Consider the following 24,557-nt stretch of genomic DNA (forward strand, 5'->3'; position numbering starts at 1 on the left):
CTGACGAAGAACAGGAGCGAAAAGAACCAAAAAATCGCCCAAAGCACACACGAAAACGGATACATCAAGCCAAGAAATACTTTTTGGAGAAATTCAAAACAGCTTCTTACGCTTCTCTTTTCATATTATTTATAGCAAAATTCAGCCTTTTTTTTCGTTTTCTTCCTATATTTGTCCTTCTAAATAGAATCAAATCAATAAATCATTATGAAAAAACTACTGCTCATCCTTTTGATATGTTTGCCTCTGACAGGCATTGCTAAGGATAAAAACGACAACTCAAATCCAAAGTACCTGGCAGGAGCCGTAACCCTGACCGATGGGAAAGTGACTTTCACCAAAGAAATCAAAGCACCCGGACTCTCGAAACAGGAAATCTACAATCAACTTCTAGACTGGGCTACGAACCGGTTTAAACCCGATGGAAAACTAAACAGTTTTGTAGCCTATACCAACGAAGAAGCTGGAGAAATCGCCGTACAAGCTGAAGAATACATTGTATTTTCTTCTTCCGCATTATCACTCGACCGCACACGTATTTACTATCAATTTCTGATTTATGCCAAAGAAGGTATTTGCGACCTTGAAATGACACGTATCCGCTATTGGTATGACGAAGCCCGTGATGGAGGTGAAAAATATAGTGCAGAAGAATGGATTACAGACGATATGGCTTTAAACAAGAAACAAACGAAACTGGCTCCGATATGTGGAAAGTTCAGAAGAGAAACCATCGACCTGAAAGACCAACTCTTCCAGCAGGTAACCGATGCTTTAGGACAAAAGCTTCTGGGTACGCAAACAACTGCAAACGTACAACAACCTGCCACTCTCTCTACACAACAGCCCACTCTTTCTGCTACAGGTGAACTGAAAACAGTGAGCATAGACCGGCTTCCTTCCAACTTGAATGAGCTGGCCACCCAAGGACGTATCACTCTGACTGCTGAAAACGGAGAAACCATTGACATCCAAACTGAAAGCTGGAGTGGACTGGGACAAATGTTGGGAAAGAATGTTGCCTATATTTTATTCGACCAAAGCCGCATCGCAGCCAACGCATTGATGGGACAAAACACGACCTACAAAGTTTCATTCTACTTCAACCAAAGCACACAGCCTTCAATAATCATTACTTGCAAAAAAGCGATGGCGCAACCAATGACTGCAAATGAATTGAAATCGCTCAACCAAACTGTCGATACATCTAAACAATATACAATGTATATCGGTGAAATTACTCAAATTGAAATGAGATAACAAACTCCCTAAATTTCCAAAAGAGGATAGGATGTACACTCGCAAAGAGTAACATCCTATCCTCTTTTTTATTGCTTGCTGCCCATCTTACTGCCATCCGAAAAAACTTGTTTATAGCTTTTTACTACCGTAACAACATAGACAAACAAGTGACTATAGATTGTATAGACCTATCAAATGCCGGAGTACTGTATCTTTTTGTCTCCACACAGATAACTTCGTCTGGTATAAAATTAATAATCTTGCAGCGGATGGACCTATATGCGCTTGCCACTGCAACTATATCCGCGGGCTTCTGCAACCGGCTGCGTCTTGTTATGATTCTATCCGGAAAGGCAGTAGTCAGTAAGCATTGGTTCGAATGCTTACAAAATTTCATCAGGCAATTCAGAAACTGTTTTGAATTTATCGTGCGATGATTTGGGATAAGTTTTTGAGGCATTTCCGTTTGTGTAATGAGGAAGATAACGGCTATCTGACGAAGAATACAATCAGACTGCGATAAGGGTGTGCCAACGACACGAACCGCCTGTAAATCACCTTGCTGTAACAGATGGAAAGCTGTACGAAAAAGAACACGCAGACCAAAGTAGTCAAAATATCCACCACGTAATCCCAGACCGGGTGCTTCTCCAGATAGAAATCACGCATTACCTCGTCAGTCAGGAAGTAAAGCAACATGTAGAGCACATAAGTGATGAACGTCAGCAGCAGCCGGCTCCGGAGTGTGTCGAACCAAAATTTCATATCATCTGTATTTTATTGATTAACGCATGCAAAGTAAAAGCATTCACACAAGACTGACTTCAGAAATCTTTCCCAACCGACAAAAAGAGGCACTGAAACGTATTCCCTTTCAATCAACCTCTTCTGCCTTCGCCTTCTTACTCCGGAATATTCTATACCCTACTGCAGCAACCAGAACAGACATAAACGGAGAAAGGATATTAAAAAAGCTATATGGAAGATACTCCAGCGTAGGTACTTTAAGTACTGTCGCCTGCGTCATACCACAAGAATTCCATGGAATAAGCACCGATGTGACAGTAGCCGAGTCTTCCACCGACCGGCTAAGCAAACGGTTTTCATACCCTTTTCGCTCATAAAGTTTCTTATAGAGGCTGCTAGTCAGCAAGATGGAAATATACTGGTCGCCCGTAACGATATTACATACCAATCCGGTTCCAACCGTAGCTCCTACCAACGTAAAGGCCCTATGGGCAAGACGGGCAAACAGTTCGGTCAGACTTTTCAGCATACCACTTCCCGCAAGTACTCCACCGAAAGTAACCGAACAGACAATCAAGAATATCGTATTAAGCATCCCCGTCATACCTCGTGTAGAAATCAAGGCATCAATAGCCTCATTACCGGTCTGGATAGCCGTCGAGCCATAAAATGTAACAGTAATGCCCTTACATGCATCCCAAAAAGACAAACCTGAAAAATCAGTAAAAGGCAGTCCGGGGTTCGCTACTGCCCATACCGCTTGAGGCTGAGCGACAAGTCCCGTTACGGCAGCCATCACCGCAGCACAAAAAAGCGTCAAGACAGCAGGTACTTTCTTAACAATAAGCACACCAGTAAGTGCCGGAACAATCAGCAACCAGGGTGTAATGTTAAAAACAGATTTCAATGCCCCAGCAAACTCGGCAGTCTGTGACGCTCCAACCTGCTTGTGCATCAGACTCGCCACAAGAAAAATCACCATCGCTATCGTCAGCGAAGGGATAGTAGTAATCATCATATAGCGAATATGAGTGAACAAAGGAGTACCCGAAGAGGAAGAAGCCAACACCGTCGTGTCAGATAACGGAGAGACCTTATCGCCGAAATAAGCCCCCGACACAATAGCACCTGCCGTCCATCCCGGTTCAAATCCCAAAGCCACACCGATGCCTATCAATGCCACTCCAATGGTGGCAATCGTGGTCCACGAACTCCCTGTCATCAGCGATACTAGCGCACATATCGCACAAGCTGCAGCCAAGAATATTGCCGGATAAATTACCTGCATTCCATAACATATCATAGCAGGAACAATACCACTCACCATCCATGTGCCGGCAATCGCACCGATAAGCAACAAGATAAGGATAGCTGTACCAACTGACCGGATATTGTCGAGAATGCAAAACTCCAAAATTTCCCACGAATTCTTATAGGCAAACATCGAAATGGCTGCCGTAACAGCAGAAGCCAATAACAAACATACCTGACTCCCTCCCGAAAGAGCATCGGGGCCGAATATTTTTATAATCACTACCAGAGACAGGGTCAATACCACAAAAGGTATCAAAGAAACTTGCCACGAAGGCAGTCGGCGCATCGGTGTCGATGCACGATTGTCTTTACTCATTTTCAATATTTATTCATCAACAAAAACGCAGATTCACACAGATGATTTATCTTTTCCAATCTGCGGAAACCTGCGTTCCTAATGTTCTAAAATCAATACCAATATATTATACCACTCATTAGACAGCACCACGCAACTGCTTGTCCATGGCGGCTGCAGCACGACGTCCGTCACCCATTGCCAGAATCACCGTAGCACCTCCACGCACGATATCACCTCCGGCATAGATAGCAGGAATGGAAGACTGCATGTCATCGTTCACCGCAATGGTACCTTTACGTCCCAGTTCCAGTCCTGGAATGGAATTCGGTACTATCGGATTTGGCGACACGCCCACACTGACAATAGCCATATCAATATCGAGCGTTACAGTAGCCCCTGGTATAGCCACCGGGCTACGGCGTCCAGAAGCATCGGGTTCTCCTAACTCCATTTTCTGAAGCACCACTTGCTTCACACGCCCCTGCTCGTCGGCAATATATTCAAGCGGATTGTGCAGAGTCATAAACTCCACACCTTCTTCTTTGGCGTGCTTCACCTCTTCAATACGGGCAGGCATTTCAGCTTCCGACCGACGGTAAACAATAATTGCCCGCTCAGCTCCTAGACGGCGTGCTGTACGCACGGAATCCATTGCCGTATTTCCGCCTCCGACCACAATGACACGCTTTCCAAAAGTAACAGGGGTATCTGAATCCTCACTTGCCGCATCCATCAGGTTGACGCGGGTCAGATATTCATTCGATGACATAATATTGATTGAATTCTCGCCCGGAATATTCATGAAGTTGGGAAGTCCGGCTCCAGATGCTACAAAAACACCCTTATAACCTTCAGCCTGCAAGTCTTCTACAGAAACCGTCTTCCCAATGATGCAGTCTTTTACAAACTCTACCCCCATTTTCGAAAGGTTCTCTATCTCTACATCCACGATTTTATTCGGCAACCGAAATTCCGGGATACCATATTTTAATACACCACCAATTTCGTGCAAAGCTTCGAACACGGTCACATCATAACCCATCTTAGCCATATCGCCAGCAAACGACAAACCGGCAGGTCCCGAGCCTACAACAGCTACTTTAACGCCATTCTTCGGAGCCAGTTCGGGCGTAGAAATCTGTCCGCTCTCACGCTCGTAATCAGCAGCAAAACGCTCCAAGTAGCCGATAGCAACGGCTTCGTGCCCCATCTTAAGATGAATGCACTTCGACTCACATTGCTTTTCCTGTGGACATACCCGACCACAAACTGCAGGCAGTGCACTGGTCTTTTTCAATACACGAGCCGCCTCAAGAAACTCACCACGTTCGATATTTTTAATGAAGCCCGGAATATTGATACCTACCGGACAACCTTCCATACACGAAGGATTGGCACAATCCAAACAACGCTTAGCCTCTGTCAATGCCTGTTCTTCATTCAATCCGAGATTCACTTCCTCCTTACGGCTATGCGAACGGTATTCGGGATCCAACTCATTCATTTTCACACGAGGGATAGCGGTGCGTTCTTTCGGTTTCATTGACTTACGCAGGGCTTCTCGCCATGGAGCTGTACGGTCGTCCTGAGACTTTGTAACTTCACATACGTGCGGGTCTACCGGATCGAGTTTATGTATTTCTTCGCGTTCGATATCGCGAAAAGCCCCCATACGCTTCAACATTTCATCGAAATCCACTTGATGTCCATCGAACTCCGGCCCGTCTACGCATACAAACTTGGTCTTTCCTCCTACAGTTATACGGCAGGCACCGCACATACCTGTTCCATCTACCATAATGGTATTGAGCGACACATCGGTCGGGATATCGTATTTTTTGGTGAGCAGGCAAACGAACTTCATCATAATTGCCGGACCGATGGCAAAACACTTATCCACTTTCTCACGCAGAATGACTTCTTCCACACCAGCCGTTACCAAGCCTTTCTTCCCATACGAACCGTCATCAGTCATAATGATTACCTCATCCGAACTTTCACGCATCTCCTTCTCCAGGATAATCAGTTCCTTGCTACGTCCGGCAAGCACAGTAATCACCCGGTTTCCGGCAGCTTTCAACGCCTGCACAATAGGCAACATTGGAGCAACACCCACGCCTCCACCAGCACAAACCACCGTACCGAAGTTTTCAATGTGCGTGGCCTTACCAAGTGGTCCTACCACGTCAGTAATGTAATCACCCTCGTTTAACTCGCACAGGCGTGTAGACGATAATCCCACCTCTTGTACCACCAATGTAATCGTGCCCTTTACCGGATCTGCCTCAGCTATGGTAAGCGGCATACGTTCACCTTTTTCTCCTACGCGCACGATGACAAAATGCCCAGCCTTACGTGACTTGGCTATAAGTGGTGCTTCCACCACTAATTTGAACACCTTTTCTGAAAAATGTTCCTTTGAAATAATTTTATTCATTTTGTCTTGATGTAATAAGTTAGTTTTCAGCACGGCAAAGTTAACTTTTTCAAGCTCATCTGCCAAACAAAAATCAAAATTGTTGCCAACACACCTCATATATACAATCTCAACAGCCTGAAAATCCATCACAAATATTCCTTCCTAATCTATATAAATCTATCTTTTATTCGATAATATTCCAACGAATTGTGTAACTTTGCAGAATAATTTTAGTGAACAATCAATTTTAACCATAACAGACGCTATGATTCTATTTTTCAGAACACCTAATCAAAGTGTGATTGCTACCCAATGCAATAAGGAAATGAATGCAGACGACATCAAGAAACTGAGTTGGCTGTATGGAAACGCGACGGTAGAAAAAGAAGAGAATTTACAAGGCTGGTTCATCGGTCCACGCCGGGAAATGATTACGCCGTGGAGTACGAACGCGGTAGAAATTACCCAGAATATGGGACTTACAGGCATTCGCCGCATCGAAGAATATTTTTCCGTAAAGGACGAAAACGCGGAACACGACCCGATGCTGCAACGTATGTACCACGGGCTAAACCAACAGATATTTGACGTAAATATCAAACCCCAGCCCATTATTTACATTGATGACCTGGAAGCTTACAACGAACAGGAAGGACTGGCACTCTCACGCGAAGAGATGGACTACCTGAAAAAAGTAGAACAAGACCTGGGACGCAAGCTGACCGACTCGGAGGTGTTCGGTTTCGCCCAAATCAATTCGGAACATTGCCGCCATAAAATATTCGGCGGTACGTTCATCATTGACGGAAAGGAAATGGAATCATCCTTGTTCCAGATGATTAAGAAGACTACCAAAGAGAATCCGAACAAGATTATCTCGGCATACAAAGACAATGTAGCCTTTGCCGAAGGTCCCGTAGTAGAGCAATTCGCTCCGAAAGACCACTCTACATCCGATTATTTCATCATCAAAGATATAAAGACCGTCATCTCCCTGAAGGCGGAAACGCATAACTTCCCCACAACGGTAGAGCCGTTCAACGGCGCTTCTACTGGTACCGGAGGTGAAATCCGCGACCGTATGGGCGGAGGAAAAGGCTCGTGGCCCATTGCAGGTACAGCGGTTTATATGACTTCTTATCCCCGTACCGATGAGGGACGCGAATGGGAAAGCATCCTGCCCGTACGCAAATGGTTGTACCAGACTCCCGAACAAATCCTGATTAAGGCTTCGAACGGTGCTTCCGACTTCGGAAACAAATTCGGGCAACCTCTCATCTGCGGTTCGGTATTGACCTTCGAGCATCAGGAAAACAACGAAAAATATGCATACGACAAGGTGATTATGCTTGCCGGAGGCGTGGGCTACGGAACAAAACGCGATTGCCTGAAAGGAACGCCCGAAGCAGGAGATGAAATCGTAGTATTAGGAGGTGACAACTATCGCATCGGACTGGGAGGCGGTTCGGTATCGTCGGTAGAAACCGGCCGTTATTCATCAGGCATCGAGCTGAATGCCGTACAACGTGCCAACGCCGAGATGCAGAAACGCGCATACAATGTAGTGCGCGCCCTCTGCGAAGAAGATACCAACCCGATTGTTTCCATCCACGACCACGGTTCGGCAGGTCACGTAAACTGCTTGTCGGAATTGGTTGAGGATTGCGGCGGATTGATTCACATGGACAAGCTGCCTATCGGAGACGAAACACTTTCGGCAAAAGAAATCATTGCCAACGAATCGCAAGAGCGTATGGGACTGTTGATTGAAGAAGAATCTATCGAACATGTGAAAAAGATAGCCGAACGCGAACGTGCCCCGATGTATGTGGTAGGCGAAACCACGGGCGACCATCGTTTTGCCTTCGAGCAAGCCGATGGTGTACGCCCGTTCGACCTGGCGGTAGACCAGATGTTCGGTTCTTCTCCTAAGACTTATATGGTAGACAAGACTGTAGAACGCCACTATGAAAACGTGACCTACGATGTAACCAAGCTGAACGAATACGTGCGCCGTGTGCTCCAACTGGAAGCCGTAGCCTGCAAGGACTGGCTGACCAACAAAGTAGACCGCTCGGTTACAGGTAAAATCGCGCGCCAGCAATGTCAGGGCGAACTTCAGTTGCCTTTGAGCGATTGCGGTGTGGTTGCGCTCGACTATCGGGGTGAGAAAGGTATTGCCACAGCTCTCGGACATGCTCCGCAAGCAGGTCTTGCCAATCCGGCATACGGTTCGGTATTGTCTGTAGCCGAAGCCCTGACCAACATCGTATGGGCACCTTTGGCAGACGGCATGGACAGCCTCTCGCTTTCGGCTAACTGGATGTGGCCCTGCCGCTCGCAAGAAGGTGAAGACGCACGTCTCTACACGGCGGTGAAAGCATTGTCTGATTTCTGCTGTGCCTTGCAAATCAATGTGCCTACAGGAAAAGACTCGCTTTCGATGACGCAAAAATACCCGAACGGAGAAAAGATTATCAGCCCGGGAACAGTTATCGTATCTGCAGGAGGCGAAGTATCGGATATCAAGAAAGTTGTTTCTCCGGTAATGGTAAACAATCCGAAATCGACCTTCTACCACATCGATTTCAGCTTCGACCAGCTCCGCTTGGGAGGTTCGGCATTTGCCCAATCCTTGAATAAAATAGGCGATGATGTTCCCACCGTACAAAATCCCGACTATTTCCGCAATGCATTCCTTGCCATTCAGGAACTGGTGAACAAAGGATTGATTTTGGCAGGACACGACATTTCGGCTGGAGGTCTTATCACTACCTTACTCGAAATGTGCTTCGCCAATACCGAAGGCGGTATGGAAATCAACCTCAACAAGTTCAAGCACGAAGACATCGTGAAGATTCTCTTCGCCGAAAATCCGGGTGTTGTCATCCAGATAGCCGACAAGCACAAACACGAAGTCAAGAAAATCCTGGAAGATGCAGGCGTAGGCTTTGTCAAGCTGGGTACACCTGCCGACGAACGCCATATACTTGTCACGCTTCACGAAGCTACTTACCAGTTCGGCATCGACTACTTGCGTGATGTATGGTACTCTACTTCCTACCTCCTCGACCGCAAGCAGAGCATGAACGGATGCGCCAAGAAACGTTTCGAGAACTACAAGATGCAACCGCTCGAAACCGTATTCGACAAGTCATTTACAGGCAAATTGTCACAATTCGGCTTGAACCCCGACCGACGCACACCAAGCGGCATCAAGGCGGCAATCATCCGTGAAAAAGGAACCAACGGTGAACGCGAAATGGCATATATGCTCTACTTGGCAGGCTTCGATGTAAAAGACGTAACGATGACCGACCTTGTAAGCGGACGCGAAACACTGGAAGACATCCATTTCATCGTGTTCTGCGGAGGGTTCTCCAATTCCGACGTATTAGGCTCGGCAAAAGGATGGGCTGGGACCTTCCTCTTCAACCCGAAAGCCAAGGCGGCACTTGATAACTTCTATGCACGCAAGGATACCCTTTCGTTAGGCGTATGCAACGGATGTCAGCTGATGATGGAATTAGGGCTGATTACTCCTGAGGACAAGAAACAGGGCAAAATGTTGCACAACGACTCGCACAAGTTCGAATCGGCATTCCTGGGTGTAACCGTACCGATGAACCGAAGCGTGATGTTCGGCTCGTTGAGCGGCTCAAAACTAGGCATCTGGGTAGCCCATGGAGAAGGAAAATTCTCATTGCCTTATCCTGAAGACCATTACAACGTGGTATTGAAATATTCATACGATGAATATCCGGGCAATCCGAACGGTTCAGACTATAGCGTAGCAGGTATCGCCAGTCAGGACGGACGCCATCTGGCTATGATGCCGCACTTGGAACGTGCCTGCTTCCCCTGGAACAATGCCTACTATCCTGCCGACCGCATTCACGAAGACCAAATCACACCGTGGATGGAAGCCTTCGTCAATGCACGTAAGTGGGTAGAAGTACATAAGTAAATACCTTTAATATATAAGGAAACACAGATTAACGCGGATTAACGCAGATTATCGAATGAATATCTGCGAAAATCTGCGTTAATCCGCGTTAAAAACAAAACTCATAAACCTTTCCGTTATGCTGAACAAGTTCTTTATTCTAATAGGAATGATACTGATGTCATTATTCCCTATAAACGCCCAAATATTCAAATACATCGGCATGGATAACGGACTCAGCAGCAGAAGGGTACTTTCTATCGAACAAGGAAAACAATATTATATCTGGATACTTACCCACAAAGGGGCAGACCGTTACGACGGGAAACGGTTCACACATTACGACCTGTTCCATCAAGGAAAAGCCCAAGACTTCTATCCCAACCTTAACCTCCTACGCACCGACAGCAAACAGACAATATGGGAAATAGGAAAAGATGGACACCTTTTTCGCTACAACGAACTGAAAGATTCTTTCCAGCTCACTTTCGACCTGCATCTTGCTTATCCGGAATTGAAGAAGCACCCTATATCGGCACTTTATATGGACCGTTCGGACCGGATATGGATGTGCGTGAACCAGCATTTTGTCATTTACGACATCCACTCGGGTAAACACTACCAGTTACCCCAACAGGCAAAAGGCAAAATCATTGGCATTGCACAGGCAAATGCAACCGAATATTATCTGGCATCCGAACTACAATTATACAAAATCCGGTTCGAGGATTTCCAGATTCGAGAGATATATCCCATCCATCTGCCTGCCCTCCAACTGATAGACTATATCTATTACCACCAACCTACACACCAGCTTGTCATCAATAGCCTGCTGGATAAGGTGTATGTATATAATCCGCTGCAAGAAAAGCTAACGGCACTGGGCAATTCGATGAAAGATATTGGCATTAACAATATCATCCCAGACCGTACGTACCCTGATACACTTTATATCGCTACCGATGGGAAAGGCGTTTACCGCCTGGACATGAACCGCCTGCACCTGGAACCATTCCTGCAAGAAGACCCACGCACCCCCAATAAGATGAATGGAAACATCATCAAAGATATTTACATGGACCACGCCAGACGACTTTGGAACGTGGTCTACCCTACTGGTATCACTATCTATTCGGAACAATATCCCAGTTATCAGTGGCTTGTACACTCGCCCAACAATGCCAATTCCTTGGCAAACAATTGTATCAACGACATTCTGGAAGATGCCGATGGAGACATCTGGTATGCCACCAGCAACGGCATAAGCTGTTTTGACACTCAGCGGAAGCAATGGACCAACTATCTCACTTCTTCCGACAAAGGCTCCAACGGAGAAAGTGAAAACCGCATCTTTACAGCTCTTTGCGAAGTTCGCCCCGGCCTTATCCTAACCGGAGGATACATGTCGGGAATCTATGCAATAGACAAGCAGGCCAGACGAGTGACCTTTTATCAGCAACAAAAGTTCTCACCCGAAGAAGGACCGGACAAATATATCCGATGCATCCTGCGCGATGAAGAAGGCCTTGTATGGACTGGAGGATTCTACCGCCTGAAATCGCATCATCCTCACACGCACGCCACTGCCGAGTATGACATAGGCTATCCTATTACAACATTGGTACAAAAAGACAAACAGACAATGTGGGCAGGTACCATAAACGGAGTATTCGTCCTCAACAAACAGAGTGGTGAAATCCGTCCACTTGACAATGAAATCGAAATGGGTTGCATCAATGCCATCTGTCTGCACCAAAAAAGCCGGTATACCTATATCGGAACCTCCGGAAACGGACTGTTCGTTGCCGATGATCAAGGAAAAATCATCCGGCACTACCATACCGAAAACAGTGGCTTGGGAAGCAACAATATTTACAGCATCACGAACGACCGTGAAGGAAATCTCTACCTGGGCACAGAAAACGGACTGGCATTTTTCAACCTCTCCACTGGTACATTTACTAACTGGACCAAAGAGCAAGGTCTGCTGGCAGCAAGCTTCAACCCCAATGCAGCTATCCATAGCCGGAATGGGGAAATGATATTCGGAAGTAACGAAGGTGCCATCGTCTTGCCTGACAACATCCAGTTACCTTCCGATTTCTATAGCCATCTGGTATTTACAGACTTGAAAATCATGTACCGAACAGTACACGCGGGAGAGAAAGATTCTCCCCTTTCCCAACCGCTTGACCAAACGACACAAATCAAGCTGGGGTATAACCAGAACACTTTCTCACTCAACGTTTCATCCATCAATTTCGACAATTCATCCGACATTGCATACAGCTGGAAACTGGAAGGATTCTACGATGAATGGTCACCTCTCTCGCCCGACGGACTCATCCAATACACCAACCTCTCGCCAGGCAATTATACCCTGCACGTACGAGCCGTCCTGACCGATAATCACCAACCGATAGAAGAGCGCTCTATCCGTATCCTGATAGGACGTCCGGCATGGCTCACCTTTTGGGCATTTCTGGGCTATGCCCTTATCATCATCGGCATCACATACCTCTTAGTACGCATCAAAATGATACGCCACGAGAAACAAGTATCGCAAGAGAAAATCAATTTCTTCGTACATACCGCTCACGATATCCGTACACCGCTCACCCTCATCAAGGCTCCTTTGGGTGAAATCCTGAAAGACGAACATTTAAGCGATAAGGGAGTAATGAATCTAAACCTCGCCCTGCAAAGCACCGAAAACCTCTCTGACCTTGCAGACAATCTCATCAACTTCCAGAAAGAAAGTTACTACAGTTCACAAGCCGTAGTGTCACGACATGAGCTGGGAACCTACCTGCAAACCTACCTGAAACAATTTCAGGCATACGCCGAACAAAAAGGCATCAGCCTACATTATACCTCCACTTTCAGCCAACTGAATGTATGGATAGACCGTAATAAAATAGACTCTATCCTACGAAACCTCATCAGCAACGCCTTGAAGTACACACCGCACGGAGGAGAAATACAGATAGAATCCGGATATACCAAGAATCGCTGGACACTCTGCATCAAAGACACCGGAATCGGCATCCCCAAAGAAGACCAAAAGAAACTGTTCCGTTTCCTTTTCCGGGGCAGAAATGCTACCAACCAACTGATAACGGGTTCAGGTATCGGCATGTTGCTCACCTACCGGCTCATCCGTAATCACGAAGGAAAAATAAGTTTCACAAGTGCTGAAAACGCAGGCACCACCTTCATCTTGAGCTTCCCCATCCGGAGCGAACATTATCAGTATCGCACCGATGAAATCCCAGGCGAAGCCTTCGCCACAATGGAAGAACGAGAAGAAATTCTTCCTGCACTTCCTCAGAAAAAGAACGTCCGGAAAGCAGCTTCCAATGCTCCTCTTATCTTAATAGTAGAAGACAACACCAGCCTGCGCACTTTCCTTGCAGAAAACCTGGCTGACACCTATCGTACAGAAGAAGCCGGCAACGGACAAGAGGCACTCAGCAAGATACGCACCCTTCAGCCCGACCTGGTCATCTCCGACGTAATGATGCCCGTAATGAACGGAGAAGAGCTATGTGGAACCCTGAAAAGTGACATTGAAACCAGCCACATACCAGTCATTCTGCTCACAGCCCTGGGAACTAAGGAGGATATCCTGCGCGGTCTACAGACCAAAGCAGACATGCATATTGTAAAGCCCTTCGACCTGACAGTACTGAAAGCAAATATCAATAACCTGTTGGAAAACCGTGAGTTTATACGTAAGCGTCTGAAGCAGGCATCATTAGACATGGAACCACCTGCCGAAGACATCCCTCTCCCATCAGGACTGGACGAAGACTTCATGCGCCGTGCCACTACTTTCATTAAGGAAAACCTAGGAGGTGAACTGACTGTAGACACCCTGTGCGCCAGCATGAACATGAGCCGCACCAGTTTTTACAACAAGATGAAGGCACTAACGGGCATCGCCCCCAACGAATTCATCCGCAATATCCGTATGCAAGAAGCTGCCACCCTGCTGAAAAGCCAGCAATACACGGTAGCAGAAGTTTCCGACCGTATGGGTTTTGCCGATCCGAAATATTTCGCCGACACGTTCAAGAAATTTTATGGCGTGCCGCCCAGCGTATATAAGAAAAACGAATAACAAACCGATTAAAACAACAACATGAATTTCTACATCAAGTCATTCCTTATCTTTACCCGCATCGGGATGTTCACCATCGGGGGCGGATATGCCATGGTGCCGCTCATCGAAGACGAACTAGTCGACAAACGGAAATGGATTACCCGCGAAGACTTCCTCGACCTGATGGCACTGGCACAAACCGTACCCGGCATCTTTGCCGTCAATATCGCCATTTTCATCGGCTACAAGTTACGAAAGTTCTGGGGAGCTTTCTGGATGGCACTGGGCACCATCCTCCCTTCGTTCCTTGTCATCCTTGCCATTGCCCTTTTCTTCCAACAATTCAAACAATACCCTGCAGTGGAAAACGTGTTCAAGGGCATCCGCCCTGCTGTAGTGGCATTAATAGCTGCCCCCACGTTCAAGATGGCAAAGTCGGCACGTATTAACCGCTATAACGTGTGGATTCCCATTGTTTCCGCTCTTCTTATCTGGCTCTTGGGTTTTTCTCCCATTTATGTCATTATCCTAAGCGGACTGGGAGGATACATCTATGGGAGGTTAAAATCTAAACGTTGAAAATTAGAAGTTTGCATACACCGGCTCAAACATCAACCGTTCACTATTAATTATTAATTATTAACTATTAATTATCCATATGCTTTTCCTGCAACTTTTTTACGCATTCTTCAAAATCGGACTTTTTGGATTCGGAGGCGGGTACGCCATGATATCCATGATACAAGGCGAAGTTGTGACCCGCCACGCCTGGCTCACATCGCCCGAGTTTACCGACATCATCGCCATCAGCCAAATGACTCCTGGTCCTATCGGTATCAACTCTGCTACTTATGTGGGGTATACGGCAGTAGTCAATGCAGGCTATTCGCACGCTTGGGGTATTTTAGGCTCTATTATCACGACTGGTGCCGTGGTGCTTCCTTCGTTTATCTTGATGGTCCTCATCAGCCGGTTCTTCCTGAAATACCAAAAACATCCTGCAGTGTCTTCCGTATTTAGTGGGTTACGTCCGGGCGTAGTAGGACTGCTTGCTGCTGCCGCCCTCGTATTGATGAATGGAGAAAACTTCGGCACCGCCAATGTGCAAATCATCGTCAGCATCATCCTCTTCGTAACTGTCTTCATAGCCTCCTACCGCTTTAAGGCCAATCCCATCCTGCTGATTGTACTAAGCGGTATTGTGGGATATCTGGTTTATGGATAAAACAGAAGGTCCGGATAGCCCACATCAACCAGGAAAAGAGCATGTGCAGGCACGGAAGTCCCTGCACTACAACGGTCTTTTGCTTCTATCACCCGACGGAACCCGTCAAGGGTAAGTTTGCCCCTACCTACTTCGACTAGCGTACCTACCACCGCACGCACCATATTACGGAGAAAACGGTCTGCCTGAATAGTAAACACCCATTCATCTTCGCCCACCTGTTCCCAACCAGCTTGCATGATACGGCAATTATTAGTCTTCACATCAGTATGAAGCTTGCTGAAGCTCGTAAAATCGGTGTATTCGAAAAGAACAGATGCAGCCCGATTCATCGCCTCGAAGTCAAGCGACTGAAATACACGCCATGCATAATGCCGATGGAATGGATCCTTATTTGTGGTAATATGGTACTGATACCGCCGATAAGTGGCATCAAAACGGGCATGAGCCTCGTTTGTAACCCGACGCATCCGGTAAACCGCAATGTCAGGCGGAAGCAGGCGATTCAGCTTGTCCACCATCCGAAATATATCTACCGGAGCATCAAAATCAACATGTGCCACCATCAGACGAGCATGCACACCGGCATCGGTACGCCCGGCTCCAACCACTTCCACCGGACGGCGCATCAAGACAGACAAGGCTTTTTGCAATACTTCTTGTACACTCATGCCATTGGGTTGTACCTGCCAGCCGTGATAAGCTGTGCCGTCATATCCTAAATAAATGAAATAACGTACCATTTCCCTTATCTTGCCGTTATGTGAAAACATCCTTGACGCAACTCATACTTCACATAACACCGGTCTGCCTGACGTAAGTCACGAAGCACTTCCGACAATACCAGTTTCAAGGTATCTGCACCCACACCCTGCATGGGACGCCCCTCGGGATGCTCGACTTTAGCAAATCGTTTCCAACTGATATCGAACGTAGTACCATAAAAATGACATGAGTTGAGCGAAGCATTTCCGTTGGTACGACGTAAACGCTTCACGTCATCTTTGGTGCGCAACACCGAAGTCACAATAATTTTATTCGGATTCAACCCCTTCCGACCCAATGAGTCAAGAAAATTCATGCCTATAGTATCCAGCAAGGCACTAGCCTTCGGAACAAGAAAAGGAATTGAATGTGTCAATGAGTCCATATCATAATGCCCGCACGGAGCTATGTGGGTAAGACGTGACCCGACTTCATCTTCGGCCTCTTCACGCGAAGCAATGGGACGGATGCCGATACGCTTAGCTGAAGACAACTGCACATCATTCAGGTCATTGAAACTCCGTTTATAACTTACTACCCCACGGATGTTGTGCGGATTGTTCAGCACAATACTCCGGTCAGGCTCCATACAGCTTCCCAACACAACCAAAAAGCCCCCTATTATCAGGACTGTTCGTATGAAAGTTCGTATCATTTTCTTCTTTTTTAGTACAGATTTCACAAATCTAAACAATATGGCACAAAGATAACGAGATTCAACGAAACATCCGATGAAAAAAGAAAAGAAAATGCCCGATAAGAAGCGTTAGATTAAAAGGAATGATTAAATTTGCAGAAATTTAAATACGAACAAAGACTGAATGATAGAAAAGCATATTGTACTGGAGGACATTGACCCGGTTGTCTTTTATGGCGTCAATAACGCCAACATGCAGATGATTAAAGCATTGTTTCCAAAACTACGAATCGTAGCACGTGGAAATGTCATCAAGATTATGGGAGACGAAGAAGAAATGTGCGCTTTCGAAGAAGCTATCCTTGACTTGGAAAAGCATTGTGCACAATACAATTCGTTAAACGAAGAAACCATCCTCGATATCATCAAGGGAAACAAACCTGCGGTAGAAAAAACAGGGGATGCCATCGTATACAGCGTAACGGGAAAACCCATCACACCGCGGAGTACCAACCAGCTGAAGCTAGTCAAAGAGTTCGACAAGAACGACTTGATTTTTGCCATCGGTCCTGCCGGTTCAGGAAAAACCTATACCGCTATAGCACTGGCAGTACGTGCTTTGAAAAACAAGGAAATAAAAAAAATAGTCTTGAGCCGTCCGGCCGTAGAAGCGGGAGAAAAACTGGGATTCTTACCGGGTGACATGAAAGATAAAATCGATCCTTACCTGCAACCGCTATATGATGCATTGCAAGATATGATTCCTGCCGCCAAGCTCAAGGAGTATATGGACCTGAACATCATACAGATAGCCCCGCTGGCTTTTATGCGTGGACGTACACTGAACGATGCAGTGGTAATTCTGGATGAAGCCCAGAATACCACCACACAACAAATCAAAATGTTCCTTACACGTATGGGGATGAATACCAAGATGATTGTAACAGGTGATATGACGCAAATAGACTTGCCTTCACACCAGACTTCGGGACTGGTACAAGCCCTTAAGATTCTGAAAGGAGTGAAGGGCATCGGCTTTATCGAGCTGAACAAAAAAGACATCGTACGCCATAAACTGGTGACACGTATCGTGGAGGCATACGAAAAATTCGAAGAAGAGAACAAAGGCAACAAGGTGACAAGGTCCTGAACAGTCAAGATTATCTGAAAACCTTGCCCACTGAAAACTTGTCACCTAATTAAAAATATAATAAAATATAAAACTATGAGCAAAGCATTGACAAAAACCGATTTCCACTTTCCGGGACAAAAAAGTGTATATCACGGAAAAGTACGTGATGTGTACAACATCAATGATGAGAAACTGATTATGGTGGCAACCGACCGCATCTCCGCTTTCGACGTGGTTTTGCCCGAAGGTATCCCTTATAAAGGACAGATGCTGAACCAAATCGCAGCCAAATTTCTGGATGCTACCGCCGATATCTGCCCCAACTGGAAACTTGCTACTCCCGACCCCATGGTAACCGTAGGCGTATTGTGCCAAGGCTTCCCCATTGAAATGATAGTGCGCGGCTATCTGTGCGGAAGTGCATGGCGTGCCTATAAGAGCGGTGTACGTGAAATTTGTGGCGTACGTCTGCCCGAAAATATGCGTGAAAACGAAAAATTTCCTCATCCCATCATCACCCCTACCACCAAGGCGGAAATGGGTATGCACGATGAAGACATCTCAAAAGAAGAAATCCTGGCACGTGGATTAGCTACTCCCGAAGAATATGACATACTGGAACGCTATACACTTGCCCTCTTTGAACGTGGTACACAAATCGCCGCCCAAAGAGGCCTGATACTGGTAGACACAAAATACGAATTCGGCAAACACAACGGTGAAATCTACCTGATGGATGAAATCCACACTCCAGACTCAAGCCGCTACTTCTACCTGGAAGGCTATCAGGAACGCTTCGAAAACGAAGAACCGCAACGCCAGCTCTCGAAAGAATTTGTCCGCGAATGGCTGATGGACAATGGCTTCCAAGGCAAAGAAGGACAAAAAGTGCCCGAAATAACTCCAGAGATAGTATCGTCCATCAGCGACCGTTACATCGAACTTTATGAGCACATCACCGGCGAACCTTTTGTCAAAGCCGATACCGACCATCTGAGCGAACGTATCGAAAAGAACGTGATGAATTATTTGATGGAATGATAAAAATGTGACAATGTAACAATGTGAGAATATGACAATGTGCTAATGAGAGAATGTGCTAATGAGAGAATGTGCTAATGAGAGAATATTTTTTCTATCAGCACATTATTCATTAGCACATTAAAAAACTCATTGGCACATTAGCACATTGTTCATTATAACAATTAGCACATTAAAAAATCTCCTATGACCCATTATCCACAAGAGAAAATCAAGCCCTATAACGAAAGCGAAGGAAAAGCAGTACAGGTAGAAAAAATGTTCGACAACATCGCACCTGCTTATGACAAACTGAATCACCTGCTTTCTTTGGACATCGACAAAAGCTGGCGGCGTAAAGCCATCCGCCTGCTTAAACCCTACCGGCCGCAACACATCATGGATGTAGCTACCGGAACAGGAGACTTCGCCATCCAAGCCTACCGTATGCTCCAACCCGAAGAATTAATAGGAACCGACATCTCGGAAGGTATGATGAACATAGGACGCGAAAAAGTAAAACAAATGCATCTCGACAAGCAGATTTCTTTCGCTAAAGAAGACTGCACGACTCTTTCTTTTCCGGATAACCGCTTTGATGCCATTACCGTAGCTTTCGGCATACGTAACTTCGAGAATCTTGATAAAGGCCTGCAAGAGATGCACCGGGTACTGGTTCCCGGAGGGCATCTTGTAATTCTAGAATTGTCAGAACCTGAATGGTTCCCGATGAAGCAACTTTACTCCATCTATTCAAAAATCGTTATCCCTAATCTGGGGAAACTGTTTTCGAAAGACAACAGTGCCTATACCTACCTGCCCAACTCCATCAAGGCTTTCCCACAAGGAGAGGCAATGCAGGGAATTCTTCGCAAAGCAGGTTTCCGGGAAGTGAAATTCAAAAGACTGACTTTGGGCGTCTGCACGCTTTATTTTGCCACTAAATAATACTTTATAAATTTTATTCTATGAAAAAATTTGGTTTGATAGGCTATCCACTGGGACATTCTTTTTCCAAAAACTTCTTCAATGAGAAGTTCGCCTCAGAAAACATCGATGCACAATATGTTAACTTCGAAATACCCACCATTGACGAGTTTCCCAAAGTAACAGCAACCAATCCCGACCTTTGCGGATTGAATGTCACTATCCCTTACAAGGAAAAAGTCATCTCTTATCTCGACCATATAGACCCTGTAGCTGCCGAAATCGGTGCGGTCAACGTCATCAAGTTCGAATGGACAAAAGGCAAGCTGAGGCTGACAGGATACAATTCTGACGTCATCGGCTTTACGCGGTCAATAGAATCACTACTTGAATCCTACCATAAAAAAGCTCTCATCTTAGGTACAGGAGGTTCATCTAAAGCTATCAACTACGGTTTGAAGCAACTCGGGCTAGAAACACGATTCGTTTCCCGAAACCGACACGATGACCATACCATCACCTACAAGGAAATCACTCCCGAAATAATGGACGAATACAAAGTTATCGTCAATTGTACCCCTGTAGGTATGTATCCGCAAGCCGACCAATGTCCTGATATTCCTTACGAATGTCTTACCTCACGACACTTACTCTACGACCTCTTATACAACCCCGACACGACACTTTTTATGAAAAAAGGAAGTGATCAGGGAGCCGTGGTGAAAAACGGACTGGAAATGCTTTTGCTACAAGCATTCGGTTCATGGGAAATCTGGAACAAATGATTTTCCGCATCTACCAGAACAAGCCATTAATAACTAATAAACAGGTTGTGCAGTGAAAAAAAAGAAAATTCTTATCAGCGCCATAGTGGGAATCCTTGTATTGGCAGGTATCTTCATTGGAGCAGGCTTGTATATGCTTGACTTTTCCTTACGGCCTATTAACCGTGGGAAAGACATAAAAAGCTCAATGACTTACATACGCGAAACTTATCCACAAGTTGTGCCTTGGATAGACAGTCTGACACAATGCAATGCATTACGCGATACTTTTATCACTGCTCCCGATGGTATCCGCCTGCATGCATTCTATGCCTATTCTTCCAAACCTACGGCAAATACTGCAGTTATCATACACGGATATACAGATAATGCCATACGCATGTTTCATATCGGATACCTCTATAACCACTCGCTTGATTTCAATGTATTGTTGCCCGACCTGCGCTATTCCGGTTTGTCAGAAGGTGATGCTATCCAAATGGGGTGGCTTGACAGAAAAGACGTAATGCAATGGATAAATGTAGCCCCCCACCTTTTTGGCGATTCTCTCCGTACTGTAGTTCACGGCATTTCAATGGGAGCAGCCACAACAATGATGCTTTCAGGCGAAGAGCTTCCGACTTACATTAAATGTTTTGTAGAAGATTGTGGCTATACTAGTGTATGGGACCAGTTTGAAAAAGAACTGCAAGGAATGTTTCACCTGCCTGCATTCCCCTTGCTGTATATCACCAGTTGGATATGCCAACTTCAGAACGGATGGAACTTTCACGAAGCTTCAGCACTAAATCAAGTGGAGAAATGTCACCTCCCGATGCTATTCATTCATGGTGGAAACGATGATTTCGTCCCTACCTATATGATATACAAGCTCTACGATGCTAAGCCTCAACCCAAATCCTTATGGGTTGTGCCAGGAGTAGACCATGCACACTCCTACCGTGACTATCCTCAGACATATACAAAAAAAGTACAAGACTTTATAATGCCTTATCTTTCTCCTAAGCCTAGCAAATAAGTTGGTCTACACCTTTCATATTCCCCAATTAACGAATGTCCTCATTTAGCCAATCCGGCTGAATTGAAAACGCAGTAGTACTGCATTTGCCGATGAAGTTATATCCATAAGCAGATGCAGTATATATTCAACCGCAGATGCAGTATATATTCAACCGCGTATGCAGTATATATTCATTTTTCAGAGGTATGTATCGATTGTTGGCGGCATTCATTTAATGACAAATTCTACATACCGGAAAAATAAAGAATCATCCTCTTCATTGGAGAAGATAACCCTTGTAGTAGCCATACGCCAGGTATCCCTAAAAAAATGGCATATGAAATGATCTCGCCATTTTCATATGCCATTCTTATAAAATAATCCTAACTTGCCGGGGTTGGGAATCAATTACCTTCTTCCCTACAACAACAATCATGCCATCGTACCACCCACAATATCAAGCAATTCATTGGTAATTGCCTGCTGACGGCTCTTATTATAAAGCAATGTAAGCTCTTGAAGCAAGTCATTGGCATTATCCGTAGCAATCTGCATCGCCATCGTACGTGCTGCATGTTCGGCTGCAGCCGAGTCAAGCAAAACGGTATAAATCTTCAGACGCAGTACCTTGGGTAATAGTTCCTGCATCACCCGTTCTGCCGAAGGCTCAATAATATAATCAGCTTCCATGTGGAATTTCCGCGTATCGTCTTCCCCTTCTTGATTTTTCTGCTCTGCAGACAAATCAAGCGGCAAATACGCCTCTTTGGTCAGAATCTGCGAAGATGAAGACTTAAAATGGTTGTACAGCAAGATGACCTCCTGAATTTCATCAGCCAAATAACGGTCAATAAGCTCCTCTGCCAAATCGGATGCTTCTTTGTAATTGGGCTTTCCACTCATGTGTTGATAGTCACCCATTGGAGTGTATCCCATCTTCTTGACAGCATCAGCCACTTTACGTCCTACCGGATAAATCAGGATATCATCCTTCCGCACTGCCTGAGCATATTCTGCTACCGTTTCCTGCAAATGGCGAATCACATTTGCATTGAATCCCCCGCACAAACTACTATTCGATGCAAACACGACAATCGCAATCTTCCTCACATCACGTTTCACAATGAAAGGCGACTCCACACTTTGTCCCGAACTTAAAAAATTAGTGAGCATATGGTGCAGTCTTCGTTCGTAAGGAAGCATATTTTCAATGTCGCCTTGCGCCTTATGGAGCTTGGCAGAGGCTACCATCTTCATCGCCGAAGTGATTTTCAGCGTCCCGTTGATGGAATTGATTCTTCCTTTTACTTCTTTCAGTGATGCCATGATGATTATTTGTCTTTAAATTGTCCTACAGTGTCTGCCGCTACTTTTTCGATGATTGTTGTCACCTCGTCATTGATTTTTCCACTTGCCAACACATCCAATACATCTTTTTGATGATTAGCACGCATCGTAGTAAGAAACGCATCCTGAAATGCGCGAACCTTATCAATAGGAATATCACGCATCAACGAGTGTGTTCCACAATACAAGATGGCAACCTGCTCGCCTACCGGCATCGGTGAATACTGAGGCTGGATAAGCAACTGGTTGTTCTTACGGCCACGGTCGATAGCCATGGCAGTAACGGGATCCATATCACTACTGAATTTAGAGAATGCCTCCAGTTCGCGATACTGAGCCTGGTCAATTTTCAACGTACCTGCCACTTTCTTCATACTCTTGACCTGTGCGCTACCACCGACACGGGATACAGAAATACCCACGTTGATGGCAGGTCGGAAGCCTTGGTTGAACAAGTCTGTTTCCAAGAATATCTGACCATCAGTAATAGAAATCACATTGGTAGGAATATAAGCCGAAACGTCGCCTGCCTGTGTCTCGATAATAGGCAACGCGGTAAGCGAACCACCCGCTTTCACCTTCCCTTTCAGGCTTGCAGGCAAATCGTTCATGGTTTCTGCCACCTCTTGCTGGCTGATAATCTTTGCCGCACGCTCCAACAGACGAGAATGCAAATAGAAAATATCGCCCGGATAGGCTTCACGGCCTGAAGGGCGGCGCAAAATCAAAGATACTTCACGATAAGCGACAGCCTGCTTTGACAAGTCATCGTAAACAACTAACGCATGACGGCCCGTATCGCGGAAATATTCACCGATAGCTGCACCTGCAAATGGTGCAAAATACTGCAAGGCTGCAGGATCGGATGCAGTAGCAGCTACCACAATCGTATAATCCATCGCACCTTTTTCGCGCAATACATTTACAAGGCTCGCAACAGTGGAACCTTTCTGACCTACTGCCACATAAATGCAATATACAGGATCTCCTGCTTCGTAATTATGACGCTGGTTGATAATAGTGTCGATGGCAATAGCTGTCTTACCTGTCTGACGGTCACCAATAATCAACTCACGCTGTCCACGTCCAATAGGAATCATGGCATCAATAGCTTTCAGACCTGTCTGTAACGGTTCAGTCACAGGCTGACGGAAAATTACTCCCGGTGCCTTGCGTTCCAAAGGCATTTCACAAGTATCTCCTCCTATTTCACCACGTCCGTCCAAAGGTACCCCTAACGGGTCGATAACACGTCCCAACATACCTTCTCCTACATTAATAGAGGCAATACGATTAGTCCGCTTAACGACCATCCCTTCTTTCACTTGATCGGTAGGTCCCAACAAGACGGCTCCGACATTGTCTTCCTCCAGATTCATCACGACTCCCATAAGTCCGTTCTCAAACTGGAGCAATTCATTGGCTTCAGCATTACGTAATCCGTAAATACGAGCCACGCCATCGCTCACCTGAAGCACGGTACCTACTTCATCGAATTTCAGAGAAGTGTCTATTCCTTGCAACTGCTGGAGTAACACTTCCGAAACTTCACTGGGTTTGATATTATTATTTTCTGGCATAAGCTTAATAAATTGAATATTAAGAATCAGAAATAGAAAGTTGGAGAAGCTCATGGCTTCTCCCCTTT

18 protein-coding genes are annotated in these 24,557 nt (G+C 45.7%); 11 read left to right on the forward strand and 7 right to left on the reverse strand.

Annotation, left to right across the window (positions count from 1 at the left end; translation table 11 throughout):
- Both B5F71_RS20745 and B5F71_RS07220 read left to right on the forward strand, forming a co-directional pair.
- Window positions 1–263, forward strand: a 263-nt coding sequence (locus tag B5F71_RS20745) for a hypothetical protein (RefSeq protein ID WP_206421930.1), incomplete at its 5' end; no start/stop codon positions are given.
- Window positions 208–1,260 (forward strand): DUF4468 domain-containing protein, encoded by a 1,053-nt coding sequence (locus B5F71_RS07220; protein ID WP_087208789.1) that lies wholly within the window; start codon window positions 208–210, stop codon window positions 1,258–1,260. The genes B5F71_RS20745 and B5F71_RS07220, both read left to right, overlap by 56 nt.
- 471 nt (window positions 1,261–1,731) lie before the next feature.
- On the opposite strand, the gene B5F71_RS07230 is transcribed toward B5F71_RS07220, so the two are convergent.
- The 3 genes from B5F71_RS07230 to B5F71_RS07240 form a co-directional block, all read right to left on the reverse strand.
- Complete coding sequence (locus B5F71_RS07230; protein ID WP_087208793.1) at window positions 1,732–2,007, reverse strand: hypothetical protein; 276 nt, start codon at window positions 2,005–2,007, stop codon at window positions 1,732–1,734.
- 109 nt (window positions 2,008–2,116) lie between these two features.
- Complete coding sequence (locus B5F71_RS07235) at window positions 2,117–3,589, reverse strand: Na+/H+ antiporter NhaC family protein (protein ID WP_087208820.1); 1,473 nt, start codon at window positions 3,587–3,589, stop codon at window positions 2,117–2,119.
- 148 nt (window positions 3,590–3,737) lie between these two features.
- A complete protein-coding gene (locus B5F71_RS07240; RefSeq protein ID WP_087208823.1) occupies window positions 3,738–6,038 on the reverse strand; it encodes a bifunctional dihydroorotate dehydrogenase B NAD binding subunit/NADPH-dependent glutamate synthase in 2,301 nt (766 codons plus the stop codon).
- Window positions 6,039–6,285: 247 nt separating this feature from the next.
- Between B5F71_RS07240 and purL the strand changes: the two genes are divergently transcribed.
- The 4 genes from purL (at window position 6,286) to B5F71_RS07260 (ending at window position 15,296) form a co-directional block, all read left to right on the forward strand.
- A complete protein-coding gene (gene purL / locus B5F71_RS07245; RefSeq protein WP_087208794.1) occupies window positions 6,286–9,987 on the forward strand; it encodes a phosphoribosylformylglycinamidine synthase in 3,702 nt (1,233 codons plus the stop codon).
- Window positions 9,988–10,105: 118 nt separating this feature from the next.
- A complete protein-coding gene (locus tag B5F71_RS07250; protein ID WP_087208795.1) occupies window positions 10,106–14,089 on the forward strand; it encodes a hybrid sensor histidine kinase/response regulator transcription factor in 3,984 nt (1,327 codons plus the stop codon).
- Between the two features lie 21 nt (window positions 14,090–14,110).
- Entirely contained in the window at window positions 14,111–14,650 is a 540-nt protein-coding gene (locus B5F71_RS07255) for a chromate transporter (protein ID WP_087208797.1), read from the forward strand.
- A 79-nt stretch (window positions 14,651–14,729) separates the two neighbouring features.
- Window positions 14,730–15,296 carry a chromate transporter gene (locus tag B5F71_RS07260; protein WP_022040743.1) on the forward strand — a complete coding sequence of 189 codons (567 nt, stop codon included), beginning with the start codon at window positions 14,730–14,732 and terminating at the stop codon, window positions 15,294–15,296.
- Here B5F71_RS07260 and truA read toward each other — a convergent pair.
- Together truA and B5F71_RS07270 are read right to left on the reverse strand one after the other, a co-directional pair.
- Window positions 15,287–16,039 (reverse strand): tRNA pseudouridine(38-40) synthase TruA, encoded by a 753-nt coding sequence (truA, locus tag B5F71_RS07265; protein WP_087208799.1) that lies wholly within the window; start codon window positions 16,037–16,039, stop codon window positions 15,287–15,289. The genes B5F71_RS07260 and truA overlap by 10 nt on opposite strands.
- A 5-nt stretch (window positions 16,040–16,044) precedes the next feature.
- Window positions 16,045–16,650, reverse strand: coding sequence for a DUF5715 family protein (locus B5F71_RS07270; RefSeq protein ID WP_239466035.1), 606 nt, complete (start codon window positions 16,648–16,650; stop codon window positions 16,045–16,047).
- Window positions 16,651–16,882: 232 nt separating this feature from the next.
- Between B5F71_RS07270 and B5F71_RS07275 the strand changes: the two genes are divergently transcribed.
- The 5 genes from B5F71_RS07275 (at window position 16,883) to B5F71_RS07295 (ending at window position 21,580) form a co-directional block, all read left to right on the forward strand.
- Entirely contained in the window at window positions 16,883–17,848 is a 966-nt protein-coding gene (locus B5F71_RS07275; RefSeq protein ID WP_022040746.1) for a PhoH family protein, read from the forward strand.
- A gap of 75 nt (window positions 17,849–17,923) precedes the next feature.
- Window positions 17,924–18,871, forward strand: coding sequence for a phosphoribosylaminoimidazolesuccinocarboxamide synthase (locus B5F71_RS07280; RefSeq protein ID WP_087208801.1), 948 nt, complete (start codon window positions 17,924–17,926; stop codon window positions 18,869–18,871).
- A 186-nt stretch (window positions 18,872–19,057) separates the two neighbouring features.
- Window positions 19,058–19,798, forward strand: coding sequence for a bifunctional demethylmenaquinone methyltransferase/2-methoxy-6-polyprenyl-1,4-benzoquinol methylase UbiE (ubiE, locus tag B5F71_RS07285; RefSeq protein ID WP_022040748.1), 741 nt, complete (start codon window positions 19,058–19,060; stop codon window positions 19,796–19,798).
- Window positions 19,799–19,818: 20 nt separating this feature from the next.
- On the forward strand, window positions 19,819–20,562 hold the full coding sequence (locus B5F71_RS07290) for a shikimate dehydrogenase (RefSeq protein ID WP_022040749.1): 744 nt from the start codon (window positions 19,819–19,821) through the stop codon (window positions 20,560–20,562).
- A gap of 52 nt (window positions 20,563–20,614) precedes the next feature.
- Window positions 20,615–21,580 (forward strand): alpha/beta hydrolase, encoded by a 966-nt coding sequence (locus tag B5F71_RS07295; RefSeq protein WP_087208803.1) that lies wholly within the window; start codon window positions 20,615–20,617, stop codon window positions 21,578–21,580.
- Window positions 21,581–21,994: 414 nt separating this feature from the next.
- Here the strand turns inward: B5F71_RS07295 and B5F71_RS07300 are convergent, their stop codons facing one another.
- Together B5F71_RS07300 and atpA are read right to left on the reverse strand one after the other, a co-directional pair.
- Window positions 21,995–22,888, reverse strand: coding sequence for a F0F1 ATP synthase subunit gamma (locus tag B5F71_RS07300; protein ID WP_087208805.1), 894 nt, complete (start codon window positions 22,886–22,888; stop codon window positions 21,995–21,997).
- A 5-nt stretch (window positions 22,889–22,893) separates the two neighbouring features.
- The gene (gene atpA, locus B5F71_RS07305; protein ID WP_022040752.1) at window positions 22,894–24,489 is read right to left on the reverse strand and encodes a F0F1 ATP synthase subunit alpha; all 1,596 of its coding nucleotides are present in this window, start codon (window positions 24,487–24,489) and stop codon (window positions 22,894–22,896) included.
- Between the last annotated feature and the right edge of the window lie 68 nt (window positions 24,490–24,557).

The sequence above is a fragment of the Bacteroides sp. An269 genome (assembly GCF_002159755.1).
In the GTDB taxonomy this organism is placed as follows: domain Bacteria; phylum Bacteroidota; class Bacteroidia; order Bacteroidales; family Bacteroidaceae; genus Phocaeicola; species Phocaeicola intestinalis.

What these genes read in the sequence shown, in the direction of transcription:
- B5F71_RS07220 (WP_087208789.1), top strand. Translation starts at nt 208, where the DNA reads ATGAAAAAACTACTGCTCATCCTTTTGATATGTTTGCCTCTGACAGGC.
- B5F71_RS07230 (WP_087208793.1), bottom strand. Translation starts at nt 2,007, where the DNA reads ATGAAATTTTGGTTCGACACACTCCGGAGCCGGCTGCTGCTGACGTTC.
- B5F71_RS07235 (WP_087208820.1), bottom strand. Translation starts at nt 3,589, where the DNA reads ATGCGCCGACTGCCTTCGTGGCAAGTTTCTTTGATACCTTTTGTGGTA.
- B5F71_RS07240 (WP_087208823.1), bottom strand. Translation starts at nt 6,038, where the DNA reads ATGAATAAAATTATTTCAAAGGAACATTTTTCAGAAAAGGTGTTCAAA.
- purL (WP_087208794.1), top strand. Translation starts at nt 6,286, where the DNA reads ATGATTCTATTTTTCAGAACACCTAATCAAAGTGTGATTGCTACCCAA.
- B5F71_RS07250 (WP_087208795.1), top strand. Translation starts at nt 10,106, where the DNA reads ATGCTGAACAAGTTCTTTATTCTAATAGGAATGATACTGATGTCATTA.
- B5F71_RS07255 (WP_087208797.1), top strand. Translation starts at nt 14,111, where the DNA reads ATGAATTTCTACATCAAGTCATTCCTTATCTTTACCCGCATCGGGATG.
- B5F71_RS07260 (WP_022040743.1), top strand. Translation starts at nt 14,730, where the DNA reads ATGCTTTTCCTGCAACTTTTTTACGCATTCTTCAAAATCGGACTTTTT.
- truA (WP_087208799.1), bottom strand. Translation starts at nt 16,039, where the DNA reads ATGGTACGTTATTTCATTTATTTAGGATATGACGGCACAGCTTATCAC.
- B5F71_RS07270 (WP_239466035.1), bottom strand. Translation starts at nt 16,650, where the DNA reads ATGGAGCCTGACCGGAGTATTGTGCTGAACAATCCGCACAACATCCGT.
- B5F71_RS07275 (WP_022040746.1), top strand. Translation starts at nt 16,883, where the DNA reads ATGATAGAAAAGCATATTGTACTGGAGGACATTGACCCGGTTGTCTTT.
- B5F71_RS07280 (WP_087208801.1), top strand. Translation starts at nt 17,924, where the DNA reads ATGAGCAAAGCATTGACAAAAACCGATTTCCACTTTCCGGGACAAAAA.
- ubiE (WP_022040748.1), top strand. Translation starts at nt 19,058, where the DNA reads ATGACCCATTATCCACAAGAGAAAATCAAGCCCTATAACGAAAGCGAA.
- B5F71_RS07290 (WP_022040749.1), top strand. Translation starts at nt 19,819, where the DNA reads ATGAAAAAATTTGGTTTGATAGGCTATCCACTGGGACATTCTTTTTCC.
- B5F71_RS07300 (WP_087208805.1), bottom strand. Translation starts at nt 22,888, where the DNA reads ATGGCATCACTGAAAGAAGTAAAAGGAAGAATCAATTCCATCAACGGG.
- atpA (WP_022040752.1), bottom strand. Translation starts at nt 24,489, where the DNA reads ATGCCAGAAAATAATAATATCAAACCCAGTGAAGTTTCGGAAGTGTTA.